Below are 18,228 nucleotides of genomic sequence, written 5' to 3' on the forward strand. Positions count from 1 at the left end.
CTCAGACCTCCTTCGCCATGAGAGAGATGAACCGGTCGAAGAGGTAGGCGGCATCGTGCGGGCCTGCCGCTGCCTCCGGGTGGTACTGGACCGAGAAGCCCTTGAGCTTCCCCGTCTCGGCGTCCTTGAGCTCGAGGCCTTCGACGCAGTCGTCGTTGAGGTTGACGTGGGAGACGGTCGCGATGCCGTACTCGGTCGTCGTCTCTTCCCCTACGGGTGCGTCGACCGCGAAGCCGTGGTTGTGGGCGGTCACCTCCACCTTGCGGGTGGTGAGGTCCATGACCGGCTGGTTGATCCCGCGGTGGCCGTACTTGAGCTTGTACGTCCCAAAACCCAGCGCGCGGCCGAAGAGCTGGTTGCCGAAGCAGATGCCGAAGTAGGGGATGTTCTCGGCCAGCGCCGCCTTGAGCAGCTCCACCTGGCCGGTGGTCGCCGCCGGGTCGCCGGGGCCGTTGGAGTAGAAGAGCCCGTCAGGGTTCGTCGCGAGGACGTCCTCGAGGGACGCGGTCGCCGGCAGGACGTGCACCTCGATGCCGCGCTCGGCCATCCGCTCCGGGGTCATCTCCTTGATGCCCAGGTCGAGGGCCGCGACGGTGAACCGCTTCTCACCCTTGGCGGGGACGACGTACGCCTCCTGGGTGCTGACCGCGTCGGAGAGGTTCGCACCGCTCATCTCGGCGCTGGCGAGCACCTTCTTCAGCAGGACCTCGGGGTCGGTCTCGATCGTCGAGATGCCGACGCGCATCGCGCCGCGCTCCCGCAGGTGGCGGGTCAGGGCGCGGGTGTCGATCCCGCTGATGCCGACCACGGACTGGTCACGCAGGTCGTCGTCGAGGGTGCGCTGGGCGCGCCAGTTGGAGGAGACCCGGGCAGGGTCGCGGACGACGTATCCGGCGACCCAGATCCGGCGGGACTCGGGGTCCTCGTCGTTCACGCCGGTGTTGCCGACGTGCGGCGCGGTCATGACGACCACCTGCTGGTGGTAGCTCGGGTCGGTCAGCGTCTCCTGATAGCCCGTCATGCCGGTGGAGAAGACCGCCTCGCCGAAGGTCTCACCCTCGGCACCGAACGACTCCCCCCGGAACGATCGACCATCCTCGAGTACGAGGAGTGCTTCTTTGTGGGCATGCAGCGGCACGCCGTACCTCCTTCTCCGCCTCACAGGACGGTGCTTAAAGGATGTCGGTCAACTTGCTGGTGACAGTATCAAGCCGATGCCGGTTGACGGCAGTTGGCGTCCGCCGCGTACGCCACCATGTGACGTACGCGGCACTCAGCCCGTTCGGGACGTGCTCAGCCGTGCGAGTGGGGCGGCACGACCGCGCCCTCGGACGGCTGCACGATGACGAAGCCCGCGCCGTGGAAGGCGACCTGGAACGCCTCGCCGCTGCCCCGGCCGATGAGCGCACCGGCGGTGAGCGACTTCTGCAGGCTGGTCTGCAGACCGAGCGACCAGCCGACGACCGCGTTGGTGTCGGCGAAGGTCGGTGCCTCACCGGCGTTGAGGACCACCGGGTCGCCCTCCGTGGTGACGGCGATCCAACCGGTGCCGCGCAGCGTCGTGTTGAAGAGACCGCCGGTGAGCATGCCGGCGCCCTGGACGCGCTCGATGTTCCACTGCAGGCTGCCGGAGAAGGCCAGCACGTGGTCACCGTTGATCGAGATGCCGGAGTTGTTCAGCTGGAGGATGTGGACCTCCTTGGCCGCGTCGGCCAGGAAAACATCGCCCTGACCCTCGACGCCCATCAGGCTCAGGCCCTCACCGGTCACGGCCTTCTTGAGGAACTTCCCCACACCGCCGCCCTGGTACTTGAACTGCACGTTGCCCTGATACGCCACCATCGAGCCCTGGCGCGCCTGGAACGGCTCCCCGACACGTACGCGCAGGAGCTTTTTGTTCTGCAGCACCGCGCCGCTGCCCTCGATCTCGGCGAAGCGGCCGTCGATCAGGTCACCCGAGATCCCGGCGAACGGGTCGCCCGTGGGCTGTGGCTGAGCGGCCTGCGCATGCGCGGCCTGCTGCGCGTACTGACCCGACGCGTACTGAGCCGACGCAGCCTGGGCCGGCTGCGCCTGGGCGCTCTCGCCGTACGCGGCCTGCACCGCCTGCGCCGACCCGACCTGCGTCGGCGCCTCCTGCTCCACAGTGGCCTGAGGCGGCGTCAGGGGTGCCGTCGACTGCTGCCCGCCCGTGGACACGTGCTCGGTCCACTGGCTCCCGTCGTAGTAGCGAAGCTCGGCCTGACCCGTCGGGTCCGGGTACCAGTTCGCGTCCGTCATCTCTAACCCCTACGTCTATGGACCCACGTCGGCCCTTCTCGCCTCCATCCTGGCATGTGCTCGATGCGCGACTCACCGGTGTTCCGCCCGCCCGCCCTATTCTGTGACCGTGACGATCAGGTTCGGGGCCGTCGACGTCCATTACCCGCCGTCCGGAGGGGGCCGCGCCGCGCTCGTGGCGAGCCGCGAGGCAGAGTTCACCTCGGTCGCGGAGGAACGTACTGCCTGGCTCGACGAGGTCGCCGACTACGTCCCGGGAAGGTTCTACGAGCGGGAGCTCCCCGCGCTGATCGCCCTTCTCGATGACGTTGACCCGCTCGAGGTACTCATCGTTGACGGATACGTCGACCTCGACCCGACGGGACGGCCCGGTCTGGGGTGGCACGTCTGGAACGCCGGCCTCGCACCAGCGGTCATCGGCGTCGCCAAGACCGCGTTCCGCAGCGCCACCCACGCCGAACCCGTCCTCCGCGGAAGCTCGACCAAACCGTTGTACGTCACGGCCGCCGGCATCTCGCCGACCGATGCCGCGGCCCTCGTCAGCGCGATGTCCGGCACCGCCCGTATCCCCGAAGCACTGCGACTCGTCGACCGCCTCGCCCGATCGCTGCCCTGACCGGTCGGTCTCGTTCTGCAATCGGCGCGTGGGCATGACACGCGGCGCGGATGTTTGTGCAGCCGTCTGCTGCACAATCCCGTTGTCGGTTCTTCGTTGCACGAAGCATTTGTCCAACGGCTGTTGGACAAATGCTTCGGCGGCCACTCCCCCGATCCTCGAGCACGTCGGACGCCCCAGCCACCTGACGGCGCCCTACGAGGAGGGACGAATGACGCTCAGGCGCCGAGGGTCTTCAGCTTGTCAAGCATCCGGCCCATGTGCGGGTCGAAGGATCTCGGGTCGGCGGCGCGGATCTCGGACGGTGTCCACCAGCGCACCCCGGCGTACTCCCGCTCGTCCGGCACCACACCGATCCGGTGGTCGTGGGCGAGCACGAACCAGAGGCTGACGTCGGTGTGCGGGTCCGGGCGGTCGGGCCGGGTCGTGGTCACAGTGATGAACATCGGGCGTGGCCCGAGGTCGGGGTGGAACCGAGCCTCGACGCCGAGTTCCTCGACGCACTCCCGACGGACCGTGTCGGCGGGATTCTCCCCTGGCTCGACGTGACCGCCCGAGGGCAGCCAGAGGCCCGACTTGCGGTGGTCCCCGAGCAGGATGTGGCCACTAACCGGGTCGAGCAGCAGGAAGTAGGAGACCAGGTGCTTGGCAGGTTCGGTCGGAGCGGTGCGACGTCGGAAGACGTCGTTGGTCACGCACAGCCAGGCCGACGCGTCGGCGATGTGGCCGCTCTCCTCGGTGTCCATCGGCTCGATCGTGTCCACCATGATCGAGATGTCGGTCAGCAGTCGATCCTCCGGGCTCATGGTCGTGCACCATAGCCGGGTGAGTGCGACACGATGTGACGGTTCTCGCAGGTCATTGCGTTGCATGGTTGTGCACCGCTAGCGTTTCGATGTTTCATCCAGATTTCCGTGCGGGGGTACGCCATGACCGAGACGTCGATCAGCATCGACGAAGAGCTGTTGGCCGAAGCGAGGAAGATCGCCGGGACGACGACCAACCAGGCTGCGATCGACCACGCGCTGCGTGACCTGGTCGAGCGTGAGGCCGCCTCGGCGGAGTTCGACGGCATCGTCTCGCGCGAGCTCGGCGACACGAAGGTCACGCTGGAGTTCTGAGCTCGCCGAGCGCGTCCAACGGGACGGGCCAGAAGTCTTGGTCGGTCGCGAGGTGGATGACATCGAGCGGCACCGCGGCCGCGGCACACGCTCCGTAGAGATGAGCGGCGTTCGTCCGGTCGGACTGGCTGGGTGGGCCACCGCCCGGCCGACAGAGCAGGAGCTCGACCCGGTCGAGGCCCAGATCATCGACCAGGTGATGGAGCATCGCGGCAACCTGGGCAGCACCGTCGTCGCCGATCTCGACGGGCACCTCCTCGATCTGGCACAGCTGCGGGAACGGGACGCCGTCCGCACCGACGAGCATGAACCACAGCCGTGGCTCGGGCCACCCGAGCGGGTTGATCAGGTGTCGCCAGGCCGCCTCGACGTCGGCCTGGGTGCGGAGGACTGGAGCGTACGGAATCTTGTCGGTCATGGGTCAACGGCACCATGGCCCGCCGGCGAGGACAACGATGATCCGAAGCCCTGTGGATAACGCTGCTCATCCACAGGGCTTCGCTCGTAAGTGGCCCGTCAGCGCCCCGTTCAGGGCACCAGGCGATGCTCCGGACCGGACCAGCGTCGGCGCAGCCAACGGTCATGAGAGGCGACGACGATGGTGCCCAGGGTGACCCCGATCGCCTCCTCCAGCTCGCCCGCCAGGGTGAGCGAGATGTGGTTGGTGGGCTCGTCGAGAAGGAGCAGGTCCGGGCCGGTGGCGATGGCGATCGCCAGGTCGAGCCGGCGACGCTGTCCGACGCTCAGCGCGCCGACGGGCCGGTTGAGGTCACGCGGGTGGACCAGGCCGAGGTCACGTAACGGCACCCGGGTCGCCAGCACCTCCCCGACCGACTCCAGGTAGACGTCGGCGACCCTGCGGCGCAGATCCCCGAACTGCGGGTCCTGGGTGAGCTCCTCGACGTGACGGGCGCTGACCTGGACCTCGCCCGAGGTCGGCTTCGCCCGGCCGGAGATCACGCCGAGCAGCGTGGACTTGCCGCTGCCGTTGGGCCCGGTGATCAGCAGGTGCTCGCCCGCCGTGATGTCCAGGACCGGCAGGCTGACCCGCTCCTCGACGACCAGGTCGCGTACGACGACCATCCTCCCGCTCGTGCCCGCAGCCGACAGCTCGGCGTTGAGCCGCAGTGGCGGTGGCGGCTTGCGTACCTGTGCCTCCTCGGCTTCCTCCAGGCGCCGGTTGGCGTCCTTCTTGCGGCGGGCGACGGTGCGCTCGACGTTGCTGCCCTTGAACTTGTAGATGAACTTGTCGTTGTCGGTCGGGCCGCGGTTGTGGGCGATCGCGTCGTTGCCGATCCTGGTCGCGGTGCGCAGCCGCTTGAGCTCGTCCTGCTGCTCCGCGAACGTCTGCTCCCACCGTTCGCGAGCTGCCTGCCGTGCCTCCTCGTAGGCGCTCCAGCCGCCACCGAAGAGCCGCCCGCCGGCACCGTCGGTGCCGAAGGCTGTGGGGTCGAGGTCGAAGAGGCCGGTGGCGACCTCGTCGAGGAAGACGCGATCGTGGGAGGCCATCAGCACGACGCCGGGGAGGTCGCGCAGGAACTCCCCCAGGACCGCGACCGCCTCGTCGTCGAGGTGGTTGGTCGGCTCGTCGAGCAGCAGCGCGTCGGGGCGGCGGGTGATCGCGGTCGCCAGCGCCAGCCTGGTCCGCTGCCCGCCGGAGAGCGTGCTGACCGGGCGCTCCCGGTCCAGGCCGCTGAGGCCGAGACGCTCGGCGGCCAGGATCGCCCGCCGGTCGGCGTCCCACGCGTCGTGGGCCACCGCGAAGTCGAGCGCGCTCGCGTACGTCTCGGCGACCTCGGGGTCGTCGAGACGGTCGGCGAGCGTCTCGACCGTGGCGACGGCCTCGCGAAGCGGGCGCAGGGTGGTCGCGAGTACGTCCTCGATGCTCGCCGCGTCGCGGAACGGCGGTTCCTGGGGCAGCCAGACGAGATCATCCGGCGCCTCGAGCGTGCCCGTGCGTTGAGCGGTGCGCGGAAGCCGGCGTGCGATAGCGCGGAGCAGCGTGGACTTGCCGGCACCGTTCTCCCCCACGAGCGCGATCCGCTCGCCCGGGGAGACGGTGAGGTCTATCCCGGCGAGGACGGAGCCGCTGCGGAAGGAGACGGAGAGGTCGCGGACGACGATCGGTCCGGAAACGATGGAAGATGACATCAGAGCGCTGGCCTTCGGGTTCGAGGACGACCCGCCGGGCATGTGCCTCGGGCGCGGGTCGGAGGTCAGCGCAGGAACTTCATGATGAGTAAAGAGTACGCGGCGACCGCTGCGCCGTCCAACCGGTTAACCGCGCAGGATCTTCTCCATCGCCTTGCCCTTGGCCAGCTCGTCGACGAGCTTGTCGAGGTAGCGCACCTGGCGCATCACCGGGTCTTCGATCTCCTGGACCCGCACGCCGCACACCACACCGGTGATCAGCTCCGAGCTCGGGTTGAGGTCGGCGGCGGCGAAAAACTCCTCGAAGCTCGTCCCCGCCTCGATGTGCTTGGCGATCGCGTCGTCATCGAAGCCGGTCAGCCAGGTGATCACCTGGTGCAGCTCGGCCGCGGTCCGGCCCTTCTTCTCCACCTTCGTCACGTAGTGCGGGTAGACGGAGCCGAAGGGCATCTTGTAGACGCGCTCGAGGTTATCCACCCTCCCGAGCCTAACCCGGCCGCTCCGCGACGAGCTGGTACATCCCGGCGACGCGTACGAACGGCTCCTGGTCGCACAGCTCACGCTCGAGCTCGAGGAGGCGGTCGAAGTAGGCGGGGTCAGCCTTCGCGGCGTCGTCGGTGAGCAGGTCGTTGGCGATCCTGGTGCCGAAGCGGCCGGTGAGCCGAAGCCCCGCCGAAGCGAGCTCGGCCTCGAGGTCGCCCATCGAGACCTTGCGTACGTCATGGTCGAAGGTCACGGTGCGCTTGGTGTCCGCGCGCAGCTCGGTGAGCGCGGCCTCGGGACCGCCCGTGACCAGTTGGCGCAGCACCATGCTCGCCGGGTTGGGGACCATCACCGAGACACGACCGCCCGGGCGCACGGCGGCCGCCAGGCGGCGTACGTCTCCAGCCGCGGCCGACCGATAGTGCAGCACGAAGTGGCACAGGACCAGATCCCACTCCCCCTCGAGCAGGTCGTCGAGACCGCCGACGAGCGTGGTCACCGACGTGCCCGCCTCCACAGCCCGCCGCTCCGCCTCGGCCAGCCAGGACTCCGACGGGTCGAGGATCGTGACGTCGTGCCCGGCCAGCGCCAGCGGCAGCGCGTCCATTCCGTCTCCGCCGCCCACGTCGAGGATCCGGAGCCCCTCCCCCAGTTCCGCACACTGGCGCCGGAGGATCTCCTCCACCACGGTGTAGCGGATCCGGCCCCACGGGGTCGCGGTGTAGGCGCGCCACTGCGCCAGCTTCTCGGAGAAGACGTCGGTCACGGCGGTGGAGCCTAACCGGCGTAGGTCTGCTTCCCCCGCAGGTAGGTGGCGACGACGCGACCGGTGAGCTTGCGATCGTGCCAGGGATTGTTACGGGAGAGCGAGAGCGAGCGGGCGCGATCCACGACGTAGGTCGCGGCCGGGTCGACGAGCGCCAGGTTGGCCGGCTCACCGACCGCGATCGGGCGACCGTGCTCCTCGAGCCCGGCGATCCGCGCCGGGGTGGTGGACATGACCCGGGCGACGCCGGCCCAGTCCAGCAGGCCGGCAGAGACCATGACGGTCGAGACGACCGAGAGCGCCTCCTCGAGCCCGAGCATCCCGAAGGCCGCGTCGACGAAGGCGTGCTCCTTGTCCTGACGCGCGTGCGGCGCGTGGTCGGTCGCGACCGCGTCGATGGTGCCGTCGGCCAGGGCCGCCCGCAGGGCCTCGACGTCCTCGGCGGGGCGCAGGGGCGGGTTGACCTTGAAGGTCGGGTCGTAGCCGGCGAGCAGGTCGGTGGTCAACAGCAGGTGGTGCGGGGTGACCTCCGCGGTGACCGCCCAGCTGCCGTCCTTCTCGGCCTGCGCCTTCGCCCAGCGCAGCACCTCGACCGTGCCTGCGGTGGAGGCGTGGGCGACGTGGACGCGCGAGCCGGTGTGGCGGGCGAGCATCACGTCGCGGGCGACGATGACCTCCTCCGCGACTCCCGGCCAGCCGGGCAGACCGAGCCTGCCGGAGAGCTCACCCTCGTGGCAGCAGGCCGAACCGTAAGGTGCCAGCGAGGGGTCCTGGGAGTGCTGGGAGATCACGCCGCCGAACGCCTTGACGTACTCCAGCGCCCGCCGCATCACCCGCGGGTCCGAGACGCACTTGCCATCGTCGGAGAAGACCTTGACGCCTGCCCGGGAACGGTTCATGAGGGACAGCTCGGCGAGCTCCTCCCCGGCCAGGCCCTTGGTCACCGCGCCGACCGGGAACACGTCGGCCAGCCCCGCCTCGCGGCCGAGGTCCCACACCGAGACCGCGGCCTCGGCCGTGTCGGTGACCGGCGAGGTGTTGGCCATCGCGAGCACGGCGGTGTAGCCGCCGGCAGCGGCCGCCGCCGCACCCGAGGCGACCGTCTCGGCGTCCTCGCGGCCCGGCTGACGCAGGTGGGTGTGCAGGTCGACCAGGCCCGGCAGCAGCACGAGCCCCGAGGCGTCGACGACCTCGTCAGCCGAAGCAGCGGAGGCACCGACCTCGCGGATCACCCCGTCCTCGACGTACACATCGGTCGGCTCGGCCCCGAGGACGGAGGCTCCCTTGATCAACAGGCTCATGCGGACTCCTCGCCGGCAAGCAGGTGGTAGAGGACGGACATCCGGATCGCGACCCCGGCCGAGACCTGGTCGAGAATCCGTGAGGAGGCGTCGTCGGCGGCCTCCGGAGAGATCTCCAGGCCACGGTTCATCGGCCCGGGGTGCAGGATCGGCGCGCCCGGGCGCAGCATGCCGAGCCGCTGACGGGTGAGCCCGTAGCCGACCGTGTATTCCCGCGACGTCGGGAAGTAGCCACCGCTCATCCGCTCCCGCTGGACGCGCAGCATCATCACCGCGTCGACCTCCGGCAGCACGTCGTCGAGCGAGTAGGAGGTGGCGAAGCCGTCGGCCTTGGCCCACTCGGTGATGCCCGAGGGCATCAGCGTGGGCGGAGCGACGGCGGTCACGGAAGCGCCGAGCTTGATCAGCGACTTCACGTTGGACCGGAACACCCGCGAGTGGGTCAGGTCGCCGACGATCGCGATCCGCTTACCTTCCAGGGAGCCAGGTCCGCCGAGCTGACGCTGGAGCGTGTAGCCGTCGAGCAGGGCCTGGGTCGGGTGCTCGTGCATCCCGTCGCCGGCGTTGATCACCGGGATGTCGAGCCAGCCCGCGACCTGATGAGCCCCGCCGGAGGCCGAGTGGCGCATCACCAGGCCGTCGACTCCCATCGCGGTCACGGTCAGCACGGTGTCGCGCAGCGACTCACCCTTCGAGGCCGAGGAGCCCTTCGCCGACAGGTTGATCACGTCGGCCGAGAGCCACTTCCCCGCGATCTCGAAGGAGGACCGGGTGCGGGTCGAGTCCTCGAAGAAGAGGTTGATCACCGTACGCCCGCGCAGCGCCGGGAGCTTCTTGACCTCGCGCTTCTGGACGTCGTGCATCTCGGCGGCGGTGGCGAAGAGCCGCTGGATCTCCTCGGCGCTCACGTCGTCGATGGACAGCAGGTGGCGGGTCATGCGGGCACCCCTTCCAGCTCCACGATGCGTACCTCGTCGATGCCGTCGATCTCCTCCAGGCGCAGCCCGACCCGCTCGGAGCGGGCGGTGGGGAGGTTCTTGCCGACGTGGTCGGCCCGGATCGGCAGCTGCCGGTGGCCGCGGTCGACCAGAACGGCCAGGCGTACGACGGCGGGGCGGCCGTAGTCGGCGAGGGCGTCGAGCGCGGCGCGGACGGTGCGGCCCGAGAAGAGCACGTCGTCGACCAGCACCACGGTCTTGCCGTCGATGCCGCCGGGCGGGATCTCGGTGTGATGCGGGGCGCGGGTGGGATGGGTGCGCAGGTCGTCGCGGTACATCGTCACATCGAGCGCGCCGTGCGCGACCGGATGGCCTTCGGCGGCCTCGATCCGCGTGGCGATCCGCTTGGCCAGCGGCACCCCACGGGTGTGCAGACCCAGCAGCACCAGGTCTTCCGCATCGCGGTTGCGCTCCAGGATCTCGTGGGAGATCCGGGTCAGCGCCCGGGAGATGTCACGGGCATCGAGCACGACACGGCCATCGGTCGACGGCTCGTGGACAGCATCAGACAAGGTTGTGGTCTCCTTCTCCGCCTCACGGGACGGCTCGTTAAAGGATCGGGCCAACCCTATCCTCACTCCAGGTCGATCAGCACTTTCCCGACCGCACCCGCCTCGACCGCGTCGTGGGCGGCGGCGGTCTCCTCGAGCCGGTAGTGGTGAAGAGGTACGCCGCCCTCCGGGCCGACCCGCAGCGCCCCTGCCGCCACAGCGGCGGCGACGTCGTCGGCCGCCGCCCGGATCTGCTCCGGCTCGATGCCGTAGAGCTGGATGAACTGGTAGCGCAGGTTGAGCGAGAAGGTCGCCCGCAGCGGCATGGTGAGCTCGTCGCCGCCGTTGTTGGCGTAGATCGCGATCGTGCCGCGCTTGGCGATGACCGCACGGTCCAGGTCGTTGTTGACCGCCGGGGCGACCTCGACGATCAGGTCAACGCCGTCGGGCGCGATCTCGCGGATCGCAGCGGCCGCGTCATCCTCGCGGTAGTTGACGATGTGGTGCGCACCGGCGGCCTTCGCCAGCTCCGCCTTCTCCGCGGAGCTGACCGTGGTGATCACGGTTGCACCGGCCCATACGGCCAGCTGGATCGCGGCGTTGCCGACCGCGCCGGCACCGCCGTGGACGAGGATGGTGAGGCCGTCGAAGGACCCCGGGGCCACCCGCTCCACCGTGCCGGAGGTGAGCGCCCGGTGGGCCGTCATCGCCGGGACGCCGAGCGAGGCGCCGAGGTCGTAGGAGGCACCCGCGGCCAGCTCGACGGCCTTGTGGGCAGGGACGGTGACGTACTCCGCCGCGGTGCCCCAGGCCTGCCCGTGCTGGACCATGAAGAGCCACACCGGCTGACCGACGATGTGGGTCCTGACGCCCTCGCCGACCTCCTCGACCACGCCCGCGCCGTCCTGGCCCGGGGTCGCCTCGGGAGTCGTGAGGGTGGCGCTCAGGCCGGCGCGTACCTTCCAGTCGGTGGGGTTGACCCCCGCCCGCACCAGCCTGACCAGGACCTCGCCCGGGCCGGGCTTCGGCACCGGGCGCTCGGTCAGACGCATGGCGGAGGAGGGACCGTTCTCGGAGTAGACGACTGCGCGCATGACTCCGACGTTAGCGGCCCGCGGCTAGAGAGCGTGCGCCATCCCGGCGCAGGCCTTCAGCCACGACATCTTGGTGTCCTCCGAGAGCTGGGAGTACTGCACCGTGGACCCCGCGACGAGCACCGGGTCGAACGGGACCCGGTAGACCCCGCGGGTGCGCTGCTGGTAGACCTCGGTGAGGTCACGGGCCAGGTTGGTGTCGACCTTCGGGGACGGGTCGGAGAGCACGGTGATCGTCTTCAGCTTGAGGTCGGCGTAGCCCGACTCCTGCAGCGCGTCGAGCATCCACAGGCCGCTGTAGCCGGTGTCCTCGCGCACCGTCGAGGTCACCACCAGCAGGTCGGCGGTGTCGGCGGCGGCCAGCCAGTTCTCGGCACGCATGTTGTTGCCGGTGTCGACCAGGATCACCTTGTAGAAGCGCTCCAGGAGCTGGTGCACCTGCCCGAAGTCGTCGGCGTGGATCTGGCCGGTGACATCGGGGCGCTCGTCGGAGGCGAGCACGTCGAAGTGAGCGTCACCCTGGGAGCGTACGAACGCACCGAGGTCGCCGATGCGGGACTGGTGGACGTTGTTGAACGCGGCGAGGTTGTCGAGCAGCTCGCGGGTGGTGTTGCGGTGGGTGCTCCGCATGCCGCGGATGCCGAGGGTGCCGCGGGTCTCGTTGTTGTCCCAGGCGACGATCCCGCCACCACGCACGGTGCCGAAGGTGTAGCCCGCCGCCAGCACGCCGGTGGTCTTGGCGGCACCACCCTTGGGGTTGATGAAGACGATGGTGCGAGGCCCGTCGAAGTCGCGCTGGATCATCGCCCGGTCCTGCTCGTAGGCGACCTCGTCCTGGCCCATCTTGGGGCTGATCAGCCCACCGGACATCTTGCGGATCGCGCCTCGCCAGCCCCAGGTCGCGGGACCGAACCCGGCCGACTCCGCGCGCCGGTCGAGGAAGTCGGTTGCGCTGGGCACCTCGAGGCCGTGGACGGCCGGAGGGGGCGGCGTCACCGCCACCGGAGGGGGCGGGGCGGGTGTCGTGGTGACCTGTGGGTTGGTGATGCGAGTCGCCTCCTGACTCGGGTCGGGCTGGGGCTGTGCTGGGGGCGTCGGCGGCCGTCCCGCCGTCTGCGGCGGAGGCGGCGTCACCCAGTGCGAGGGTGCTCCGGTCGGCCGGGTGCGCGAGTCCGGCTCGTCGTAGGGGTTGTTCTCCTGCGTCATGCGCTCTCCGAATACGGGTGCTGGGTTACGGCCTCCATCTCAGCCTTGGGTCCAAACATACGGTCCCGACCGAAGCAATCGTCGATAACCGGAAAACACACGCGTCGCGCCGCACCCTGAAATGACGCTACGCCTGCCCGGAACGGTCCCGGACAGGCGTACGTCTCATGCCGATCAGGCCTTGGCGAGGTCCTTCGCGACCGCGGCGAGCACACCGTTGACGAAGGACGGCGAGTCGTCGGTCGACAGCTCGGTCACCAGGGCGGTGGCCTCGCTGATCGCGACCTCGGCGGCGACGTCGCCGTCGATGAGCTCCCAGACGCCGAGGCGGAGCACGTTGCGGTCGACCGCGGGCATCCGGGTCAGCGACCAGTCCTTGGCGAAGGCGGAGATCAGAGCGTCGATGCGCTCGGACTCGGCGACCACACCACGGACGAGCTTGACCGTGAACGGGTTGTTGGGCACCTCACCCTCGCGGATCTGCTGGTCGAGCAGATCACCGGCGGAGAGTCCACGGGCCTCGGCGGCGAAGAGCAGGTCGAGCGCGCGCTTACGGGCCTTGGTGCGGGCGGTGGCGACGTGAGCCACAGGTCAGCCCTTGACGCGGGAGAGGTAGGAACCGCCCTCGCGGGTGTCGACCTTGATCTTCTCGCCCTGCTCGATGAAGAGCGGCACCTGGATCTCGGCGCCGGTCTCCAGGGTGGCGGGCTTGGTGCGGCCGGTGGCCGAGTCACCCATGACGCCGGGCTCGGTGTAGGAGATGACGAGCTCGACCGACGGCGGGAGCTCGACGAAGAGCACGCGACCCTCGTTGGTGGCCAGGATGACCTCCTGGTTCTCCAGGAGGAAGCCGGCGCTGTCGCCGATGATCTCCGGGTCGACCTCGACCTGGTCGAAGTCCGCGACGTCCATGAAGACGAAGTTGGAGCCGTCGTTGTAGAGGTACTGGAACGAGCGGCGGTCGACCGTGGCGGTCTCGACCTTGGTGCCGGCGTTGAAGGTCTTGTCGACGTTCTTGCCCGACTCGACGTTCTTCAGCTTGGTGCGGACGAAGGCCGGACCCTTGCCGGGCTTCACGTGCTGGAACTCGACCACCTGCCAGAGCTGGCCCTCGATCTTCAGCACCATGCCGTTCTTGAGGTCGTTCGTCGTCGCCATAACCGTCCGTCAGCCTTCGTCTCTTTGACCTGCACCGATGCAGGCTTCATTTGTCAATGTCCCTGGGGCCCGAAGGGCCTCGGAGAATCCTATCCGCGAGTCCGCACAGGGCCGAATCAAGCAACGACCGCGGTCTTACCGGCGAGATCCACCAGCGACAGTACGCCGACGGCCAGCGCCACCGCGCGCAACACCCACAGCGTGGCGCTCCCCACCGCCCCGGTCTCGGGCGGAACGGGCCAGGCAGCCAGGATCCATCGCTCCGCGACGACGGTCAGGGCGGCACCGTACGCCGCGGGAACCGCCACGAACGCCAGCACGGAGACCAGGGCCGGCTGGAGCAGGCTGAAGTCGACGCCGTCGGTGTGGACGATGATGTTGCCCACTCCGACGCCGGCGGCGAGGGTGACGCTGAGGACGCGGAACCACCAGGGCCCGAACAGCAGCCACCGGATGATCAGGTAGACCACCGCGCCGACGACACCGAGCACCGTGCAGACCACGACGAGGTTCAGTGAGCCGTCCAGGGTGAACCGGCCCATCTCGAACCCGTCGTCGCTGGTGGCGCCCTCGGCCTCCGGACTGAGCCGGATGATCAGGTACATCACGACCCGCCCGCCGGCGCCACCGATCAGCGCGCCGAGCACCCCGCCCGCGAGCAGGACGGCGAGGACCCGCGCGAGACCTGCCGCCACCCGACCCATGTGCTCACGGTGGCCCAGGAAGCCGTCCTGTCAGGAGTCAGGCGGCGGCGATCGCCAATATGGGTCAGGTCAGGCGTCGGTGAGCTTCGCGGCGATGACCGAGAGCGCCTCGTGGTAGCCGTCGATGCCCTTGCCCGCCACGACCGCGGCGGCGTGCGGGGTGATGACGCTGGTGTGCCGGAAGACCTCGGGCCGCTCGAGCGGCTCGGAGATGTGCACCTCGACGAGCGGGGCGGTCAGCTGCGCGCAGGCGTCGTAGATGGCGTAGGAGTAGTGGGTCCAGGCGGCCGCGTTGAGCACGATCGGGACGCCCTTGTCGGCCGCGGCGTTGAGCCAGTCGACCATGTCGCCCTCGTGGTTGGTCTGACGTACGTCCACGGCGAAGCCGAGCGCATGACCCCAGTCGACGCACATCGCGGCGAGCTCGTCGTGGGTGGTGTGCCCGTAGATCTCGGGCTGACGCTTCCCGAGTCGTCCGAGATTGGGGCCGTTGAGGACCAGGACCGGCTGCAGCTTCTTGCTCACCGGGTCATCCTGTCACGAACCAAATCTAAGCGGTCACTTATATTGTGCGACACTGGATCCGACAGCCACGACTCCTACACGAGGATGCCTGATGAACGAGCTCCGCACCAGCACCCAGGCGCGCGGCGACCGTAGCCGTGCCCGTCTGCTCGATGCGGCGGTCCAGGCCTTCTCCGCCAAGGGGTTCCACGGCACCAGCACCCGCGACATCGCCACGGCGGCCGGGCTGAGCCCGGCCGCGGTCTACGTCCACCACCGCTCCAAGGAGGAGCTCCTGCACGCGATCGCGGTGCGCGGCCACGAGGTGATCCTCGAGGCGGTCACCGACGCGACCCGCGCCGACGCCACGCCCGCCGAGCGGGTCGCGGCCGCCGTACGGACCTATGTCCTCTTCCACGCGCGCTCCCACACGACGGCCCGGGTCATCAACTACGAGCTCGCCGCGCTGACCGAGGAGCACTTCCGCGAGATCGCCGGACTGCGCCGCGCCATCGACACCGTCATGCGCGAAGTCGTCGAGGAAGGCGTACGCAGCGGCGACTTCGACACCCCCGACCCCGCCAAGGCCGCGACCGCCCTGCTCTCCCTCGGCATCGACCTTGCCCGGTGGTACCGCGACGACGGCTCCTGGACCCCCGATGCCCTCGCCGACTTCTATGCCGACCTGGCGCTCCGCGTCGTCGGCGTCCGACCCTGACCCCTACACGAAGCACCCGAGGAGATAGCACCGTCATGCGCCGCACCATCTACACCGAGGACCACCAGTCCTTCCGCGAGACCATCCGCTCGTTCATCGAGAAGGAGGTCACCCCCGTCTACGAGGAGTGGTACTCGGCCGGGATCGTTCCCCACGACTTCTACCTGAAGCTCGGTGAGCTCGGCGTGTGGGGCATCCAGGTGCCCGAGGAGTACGGCGGCGCCGGGATCGAGTCGTTCAAGTACTCCGCGGTCATCACCGAGGAGCTCGCCCGCGCCGGAGTCTCCTTCGGCGGTTCGAGCACCCACGTCGGCCTCTGCCTGCCCTACCTGCTCAAGCTCGGCACGAAGGAGCAGATGGAGCGCTGGATGCCCGGTTTCGTCGCCGGTGAGGAGATGTGGGCGATCGCGATGACGGAGCCGGGCACCGGTTCGGACCTGGCCGGGATGACGACCAACGCCAAGCTCACCGAGGACGGCAAGCACTACGTCCTCAACGGCGCCAAGACCTTCATCACCGGCGGCGTCAACGCCGACCGGGTGATCGTCTGTGCCCGCACCGCGCCGGCCTCCGCCGACGACCGGCGTGGCGGGATCACCCTGCTCGCCGTCGACACCTCGCTCCCGGGCTATGAGGTCGGCCGCAAGCTCGACAAGCTCGGACTCAAGGTCTCCGACACCGCCGAGCTCTCCTTCACCGACGTGCACGTCCCGGTCGAGGACGTCCTCGGCGAGGTCGGCAAGGGCTTCTCCTACCTCGGCCAGAACCTTCCCGTCGAGCGCCTCGGCATCGCTGTCGGCGCCTACGCCCAGGCCGCGGCCGCCGTCGAGTTCGCCAAGGCGTACGTCCACGACCGCAAGGTCTTCGGCACCACCGTCGCCTCCTTCCAGAACACCAAGTTCGAGCTGGCCGCGTGCAAGGCCGAGGTCGACGCCGCCGAGGCCGTGGTCGACCGCGCCATCGAGGCCGAGGACGCCGGCACCCTGACCGCCGCCGAAGCCGCCTCTGCCAAGCTGTTCTGCACCGAGGTCGCACACCGCGTCATCGACCGCTGCCTCCAGCTCCACGGCGGCTACGGCTACATGAACGAGTACCCCATCGCCCGCCTCTACGCCGACAACCGCGTCAACCGGATCTACGGCGGTACCTCCGAGGTCATGAAGCTGATCATCGCCAAGGACATGGGTCTGTAAGACGAGCGTCAGGCGGGCTGGGTCTTCTCCGAAGGTCCGGCCCGCTTGGTCTCCCCCGTTGCCAGTTCCAGCTCGGCGATGTAGTCGTTGAGCCATACGACCGCCTCGGAGACCGAGGCCAGTACGTCGAGCCCTTCGGACGCCTCCTCGTACAGCGAGTCCCATCGCGCACCCGGCGACAGCAGCGGCGGCCAGTCGTGCTCCTGACGAAAGGCGAAGAGCCGCTCGGTCACCGTCGCGACCAGCCTCGGATCCGTCGCAGGAACGATCAGCTGAAGGTCGATGAGGTCGTGGGCTCGTTGGCTCCGCGGAGCGGTGCAGGCGTGGATCTTCTGAGCAATCTGGTGAGGGAGCGGCTGGACCCGGACCGCGGCCGGCTCCGGGAGGCCGAGTGCGTCGAAGATCTCCAGAACCTCCGACGACATCACCATCTCGGGCGGCTCGTTCGTCGTCGCCTCGAGCTCGTCGTACCCGATCTCGAGGTCGATCGCCTTGAACGTCTTGTGCGCGAACTTGAGCTGCACCCGGAAGGGTTGCATGACGTACGCCACCGGAACCGACTCGGGCGCACGCGGTTCGCCCATCGTCACCTCGCCGGTGAATCCATGCCAGCCCACGCCAAGACGGTCCGCAAGCTCATCGCGGAACGCGTCGAGGTCACCCCGATAGGCGGCATCGACGTCAGGAGTCTCCCGGGTGAGCCGCTCGCCGAAGCGCAGCTTCAGGCCCGTGCCACCCTTGACCGCCGCAGCGGGCAGCATCTGCGCAAGCACTACATTCGCAACCAGCGCCACCAGCCGCTTCTGGGAGATGCCGCGCTCTGCGGCCAGGACCGTCGTCGACCGGATGAGGTCACCGACCCTCCTCGGCTGTGCTCCACCCATCCGCCGCCTCCAGTTCCGAGATGATCTGCTGCGCCTCGTCGTGGTCGACCAGGCCCCGGGCCGACGCCGAAATCATTGCATCGACCAGTCGTGTCTCCATCACCTTGCCACGACAGGCGAGCACAGCGGCACCGACACGCATCGAGGGGATCCCCTCGATATCGCCCCGGAGATGTGTGGGTACATGCTTTCGCACGACCTGGACTGTAGGAGGCAGCCGCTTGCGGACTCGAGCGGTCGTGGCGACCTTGATCCGGCGCACGTTGATCTGCCCGAGGTCGTACGCAGCCAGCACCGACTCGTCTGCCAGGACAGCATCCGCACCGACCAGCGCCACCGCGGCCGCGAACTCGTCCAAGGGTCCAGGCGCGACCTCGGCCATCCGATACACGCCCTGACCCAGTCGGATCAGAGCTCCGCGGGACGCCAGCTTGCGCACCTCGACCGCGGGCACGCCGCAGGATTCCGCCTCCGCAAGTGTGATGACCCCATGGGTGTCGAAACCCAGCTCACGCAGCACACTGCGATAGCTCATCGGTGACCACCTCCGTCAAAAGCGT

The 18,228-nt window shown here is 69.1% G+C and carries 22 protein-coding genes; 4 read left to right on the forward strand and 18 right to left on the reverse strand.

The features are described from left to right. Nucleotide 1: 1 nt before the first annotated feature. On the reverse strand, nucleotides 2–1,138 hold the full coding sequence (gene carA, locus ACFV9G_RS06575; RefSeq protein WP_378726003.1) for a glutamine-hydrolyzing carbamoyl-phosphate synthase small subunit: 1,137 nt from the start codon (nucleotides 1,136–1,138) through the stop codon (nucleotides 2–4). 155 nt (nucleotides 1,139–1,293) lie between these two features. Further along, on the reverse strand, nucleotides 1,294–2,280 hold the full coding sequence (locus tag ACFV9G_RS06580) for an AIM24 family protein (RefSeq protein WP_378726005.1): 987 nt from the start codon (nucleotides 2,278–2,280) through the stop codon (nucleotides 1,294–1,296). A 109-nt stretch (nucleotides 2,281–2,389) separates the two neighbouring features. On the opposite strand from ACFV9G_RS06580, the gene ACFV9G_RS06585 reads away from it, so the two are divergent. After that, nucleotides 2,390–2,896: an endonuclease V gene (locus ACFV9G_RS06585; RefSeq protein WP_378726006.1), complete on the forward strand. Its 507-nt coding sequence runs from the start codon at nucleotides 2,390–2,392 to the stop codon at nucleotides 2,894–2,896. Nucleotides 2,897–3,114: 218 nt separating this feature from the next. Here ACFV9G_RS06585 and ACFV9G_RS06590 read toward each other — a convergent pair whose 3' ends face one another. Beyond that, nucleotides 3,115–3,702 carry an NUDIX hydrolase gene (locus ACFV9G_RS06590; RefSeq protein ID WP_378726008.1) on the reverse strand — a complete coding sequence of 196 codons (588 nt, stop codon included), beginning with the start codon at nucleotides 3,700–3,702 and terminating at the stop codon, nucleotides 3,115–3,117. A 123-nt stretch (nucleotides 3,703–3,825) separates the two neighbouring features. Here ACFV9G_RS06590 and ACFV9G_RS06595 point away from each other — a divergent pair, with 123 nt between their 5' ends. Continuing rightward, a complete protein-coding gene (locus tag ACFV9G_RS06595) occupies nucleotides 3,826–4,017 on the forward strand; it encodes a type II toxin-antitoxin system VapB family antitoxin (protein ID WP_378726010.1) in 192 nt (63 codons plus the stop codon). Here the strand turns inward: ACFV9G_RS06595 and ACFV9G_RS06600 are convergent. The 13 genes from ACFV9G_RS06600 to ACFV9G_RS06660 all read right to left on the reverse strand — a co-directional run bounded on the left by ACFV9G_RS06600 (nucleotide 4,001) and on the right by ACFV9G_RS06660 (nucleotide 14,894). After that, nucleotides 4,001–4,435, reverse strand: a complete 435-nt coding sequence (locus ACFV9G_RS06600; RefSeq protein WP_378726012.1) for a hypothetical protein — start codon at nucleotides 4,433–4,435, stop codon at nucleotides 4,001–4,003. The two genes, ACFV9G_RS06595 and ACFV9G_RS06600, sit on opposite strands and share 17 nt — an antisense overlap. Before the next feature lie 110 nt (nucleotides 4,436–4,545). Beyond that, on the reverse strand, nucleotides 4,546–6,168 hold the full coding sequence (locus ACFV9G_RS06605; protein WP_378726014.1) for an ABC-F family ATP-binding cassette domain-containing protein: 1,623 nt from the start codon (nucleotides 6,166–6,168) through the stop codon (nucleotides 4,546–4,548). Between the two features lie 126 nt (nucleotides 6,169–6,294). After that, nucleotides 6,295–6,645 (reverse strand): DUF2200 domain-containing protein, encoded by a 351-nt coding sequence (locus tag ACFV9G_RS06610; RefSeq protein ID WP_378726017.1) that lies wholly within the window; start codon nucleotides 6,643–6,645, stop codon nucleotides 6,295–6,297. A 10-nt stretch (nucleotides 6,646–6,655) separates the two neighbouring features. Continuing rightward, on the reverse strand, nucleotides 6,656–7,417 hold the full coding sequence (locus tag ACFV9G_RS06615) for a methyltransferase domain-containing protein (protein WP_378726019.1): 762 nt from the start codon (nucleotides 7,415–7,417) through the stop codon (nucleotides 6,656–6,658). Between the two features lie 11 nt (nucleotides 7,418–7,428). Next, nucleotides 7,429–8,718, reverse strand: coding sequence for a dihydroorotase (locus tag ACFV9G_RS06620; RefSeq protein WP_378726021.1), 1,290 nt, complete (start codon nucleotides 8,716–8,718; stop codon nucleotides 7,429–7,431). After that, the gene (locus tag ACFV9G_RS06625) at nucleotides 8,715–9,656 is read right to left on the reverse strand and encodes an aspartate carbamoyltransferase catalytic subunit (protein ID WP_378726023.1); all 942 of its coding nucleotides are present in this window, start codon (nucleotides 9,654–9,656) and stop codon (nucleotides 8,715–8,717) included. The genes ACFV9G_RS06620 and ACFV9G_RS06625 overlap by 4 nt, the downstream gene beginning before the upstream one ends. Next, nucleotides 9,653–10,228, reverse strand: coding sequence for a bifunctional pyr operon transcriptional regulator/uracil phosphoribosyltransferase PyrR (gene pyrR, locus ACFV9G_RS06630; RefSeq protein ID WP_378726025.1), 576 nt, complete (start codon nucleotides 10,226–10,228; stop codon nucleotides 9,653–9,655). The genes ACFV9G_RS06625 and pyrR overlap by 4 nt, the downstream gene beginning before the upstream one ends. Before the next feature lie 62 nt (nucleotides 10,229–10,290). Continuing rightward, nucleotides 10,291–11,301: an NADPH:quinone reductase gene (locus ACFV9G_RS06635; RefSeq protein WP_378726027.1), complete on the reverse strand. Its 1,011-nt coding sequence runs from the start codon at nucleotides 11,299–11,301 to the stop codon at nucleotides 10,291–10,293. A 24-nt stretch (nucleotides 11,302–11,325) separates the two neighbouring features. Next, nucleotides 11,326–12,507: a MinD/ParA family protein gene (locus ACFV9G_RS06640; RefSeq protein ID WP_378726028.1), complete on the reverse strand. Its 1,182-nt coding sequence runs from the start codon at nucleotides 12,505–12,507 to the stop codon at nucleotides 11,326–11,328. Between the two features lie 174 nt (nucleotides 12,508–12,681). Next, a complete protein-coding gene (nusB, locus tag ACFV9G_RS06645) occupies nucleotides 12,682–13,095 on the reverse strand; it encodes a transcription antitermination factor NusB (protein WP_378726030.1) in 414 nt (137 codons plus the stop codon). Between the two features lie 3 nt (nucleotides 13,096–13,098). Next, the gene (gene efp / locus ACFV9G_RS06650; RefSeq protein ID WP_091041298.1) at nucleotides 13,099–13,665 is read right to left on the reverse strand and encodes an elongation factor P; all 567 of its coding nucleotides are present in this window, start codon (nucleotides 13,663–13,665) and stop codon (nucleotides 13,099–13,101) included. Nucleotides 13,666–13,781: 116 nt separating this feature from the next. Further along, nucleotides 13,782–14,369 (reverse strand): hypothetical protein, encoded by a 588-nt coding sequence (locus tag ACFV9G_RS06655; RefSeq protein ID WP_378726033.1) that lies wholly within the window; start codon nucleotides 14,367–14,369, stop codon nucleotides 13,782–13,784. 69 nt (nucleotides 14,370–14,438) lie between these two features. Next, complete coding sequence (locus ACFV9G_RS06660) at nucleotides 14,439–14,894, reverse strand: type II 3-dehydroquinate dehydratase (protein ID WP_378726035.1); 456 nt, start codon at nucleotides 14,892–14,894, stop codon at nucleotides 14,439–14,441. Between the two features lie 91 nt (nucleotides 14,895–14,985). On the opposite strand from ACFV9G_RS06660, the gene ACFV9G_RS06665 reads away from it, so the two are divergent. After that, a complete protein-coding gene (locus tag ACFV9G_RS06665) occupies nucleotides 14,986–15,591 on the forward strand; it encodes a TetR/AcrR family transcriptional regulator (RefSeq protein ID WP_378726037.1) in 606 nt (201 codons plus the stop codon). A 35-nt stretch (nucleotides 15,592–15,626) separates the two neighbouring features. Continuing rightward, nucleotides 15,627–16,784, forward strand: coding sequence for an acyl-CoA dehydrogenase family protein (locus ACFV9G_RS06670; RefSeq protein ID WP_378726039.1), 1,158 nt, complete (start codon nucleotides 15,627–15,629; stop codon nucleotides 16,782–16,784). Nucleotides 16,785–16,792: 8 nt separating this feature from the next. On the opposite strand, the gene ACFV9G_RS06675 is transcribed toward ACFV9G_RS06670, so the two are convergent. Then, nucleotides 16,793–17,668 (reverse strand): nucleotidyl transferase AbiEii/AbiGii toxin family protein, encoded by an 876-nt coding sequence (locus ACFV9G_RS06675; protein WP_378726041.1) that lies wholly within the window; start codon nucleotides 17,666–17,668, stop codon nucleotides 16,793–16,795. Continuing rightward, nucleotides 17,637–18,203, reverse strand: coding sequence for a type IV toxin-antitoxin system AbiEi family antitoxin domain-containing protein (locus tag ACFV9G_RS06680; protein WP_378726043.1), 567 nt, complete (start codon nucleotides 18,201–18,203; stop codon nucleotides 17,637–17,639). The genes ACFV9G_RS06675 and ACFV9G_RS06680 overlap by 32 nt, the downstream gene beginning before the upstream one ends. Nucleotides 18,204–18,228 lie beyond the last annotated feature (25 nt).

Source organism: Nocardioides sp. NPDC059952 (genome assembly GCF_042730435.1).
Taxonomy (GTDB): Bacteria; Actinomycetota; Actinomycetes; order Propionibacteriales; family Nocardioidaceae; genus Nocardioides.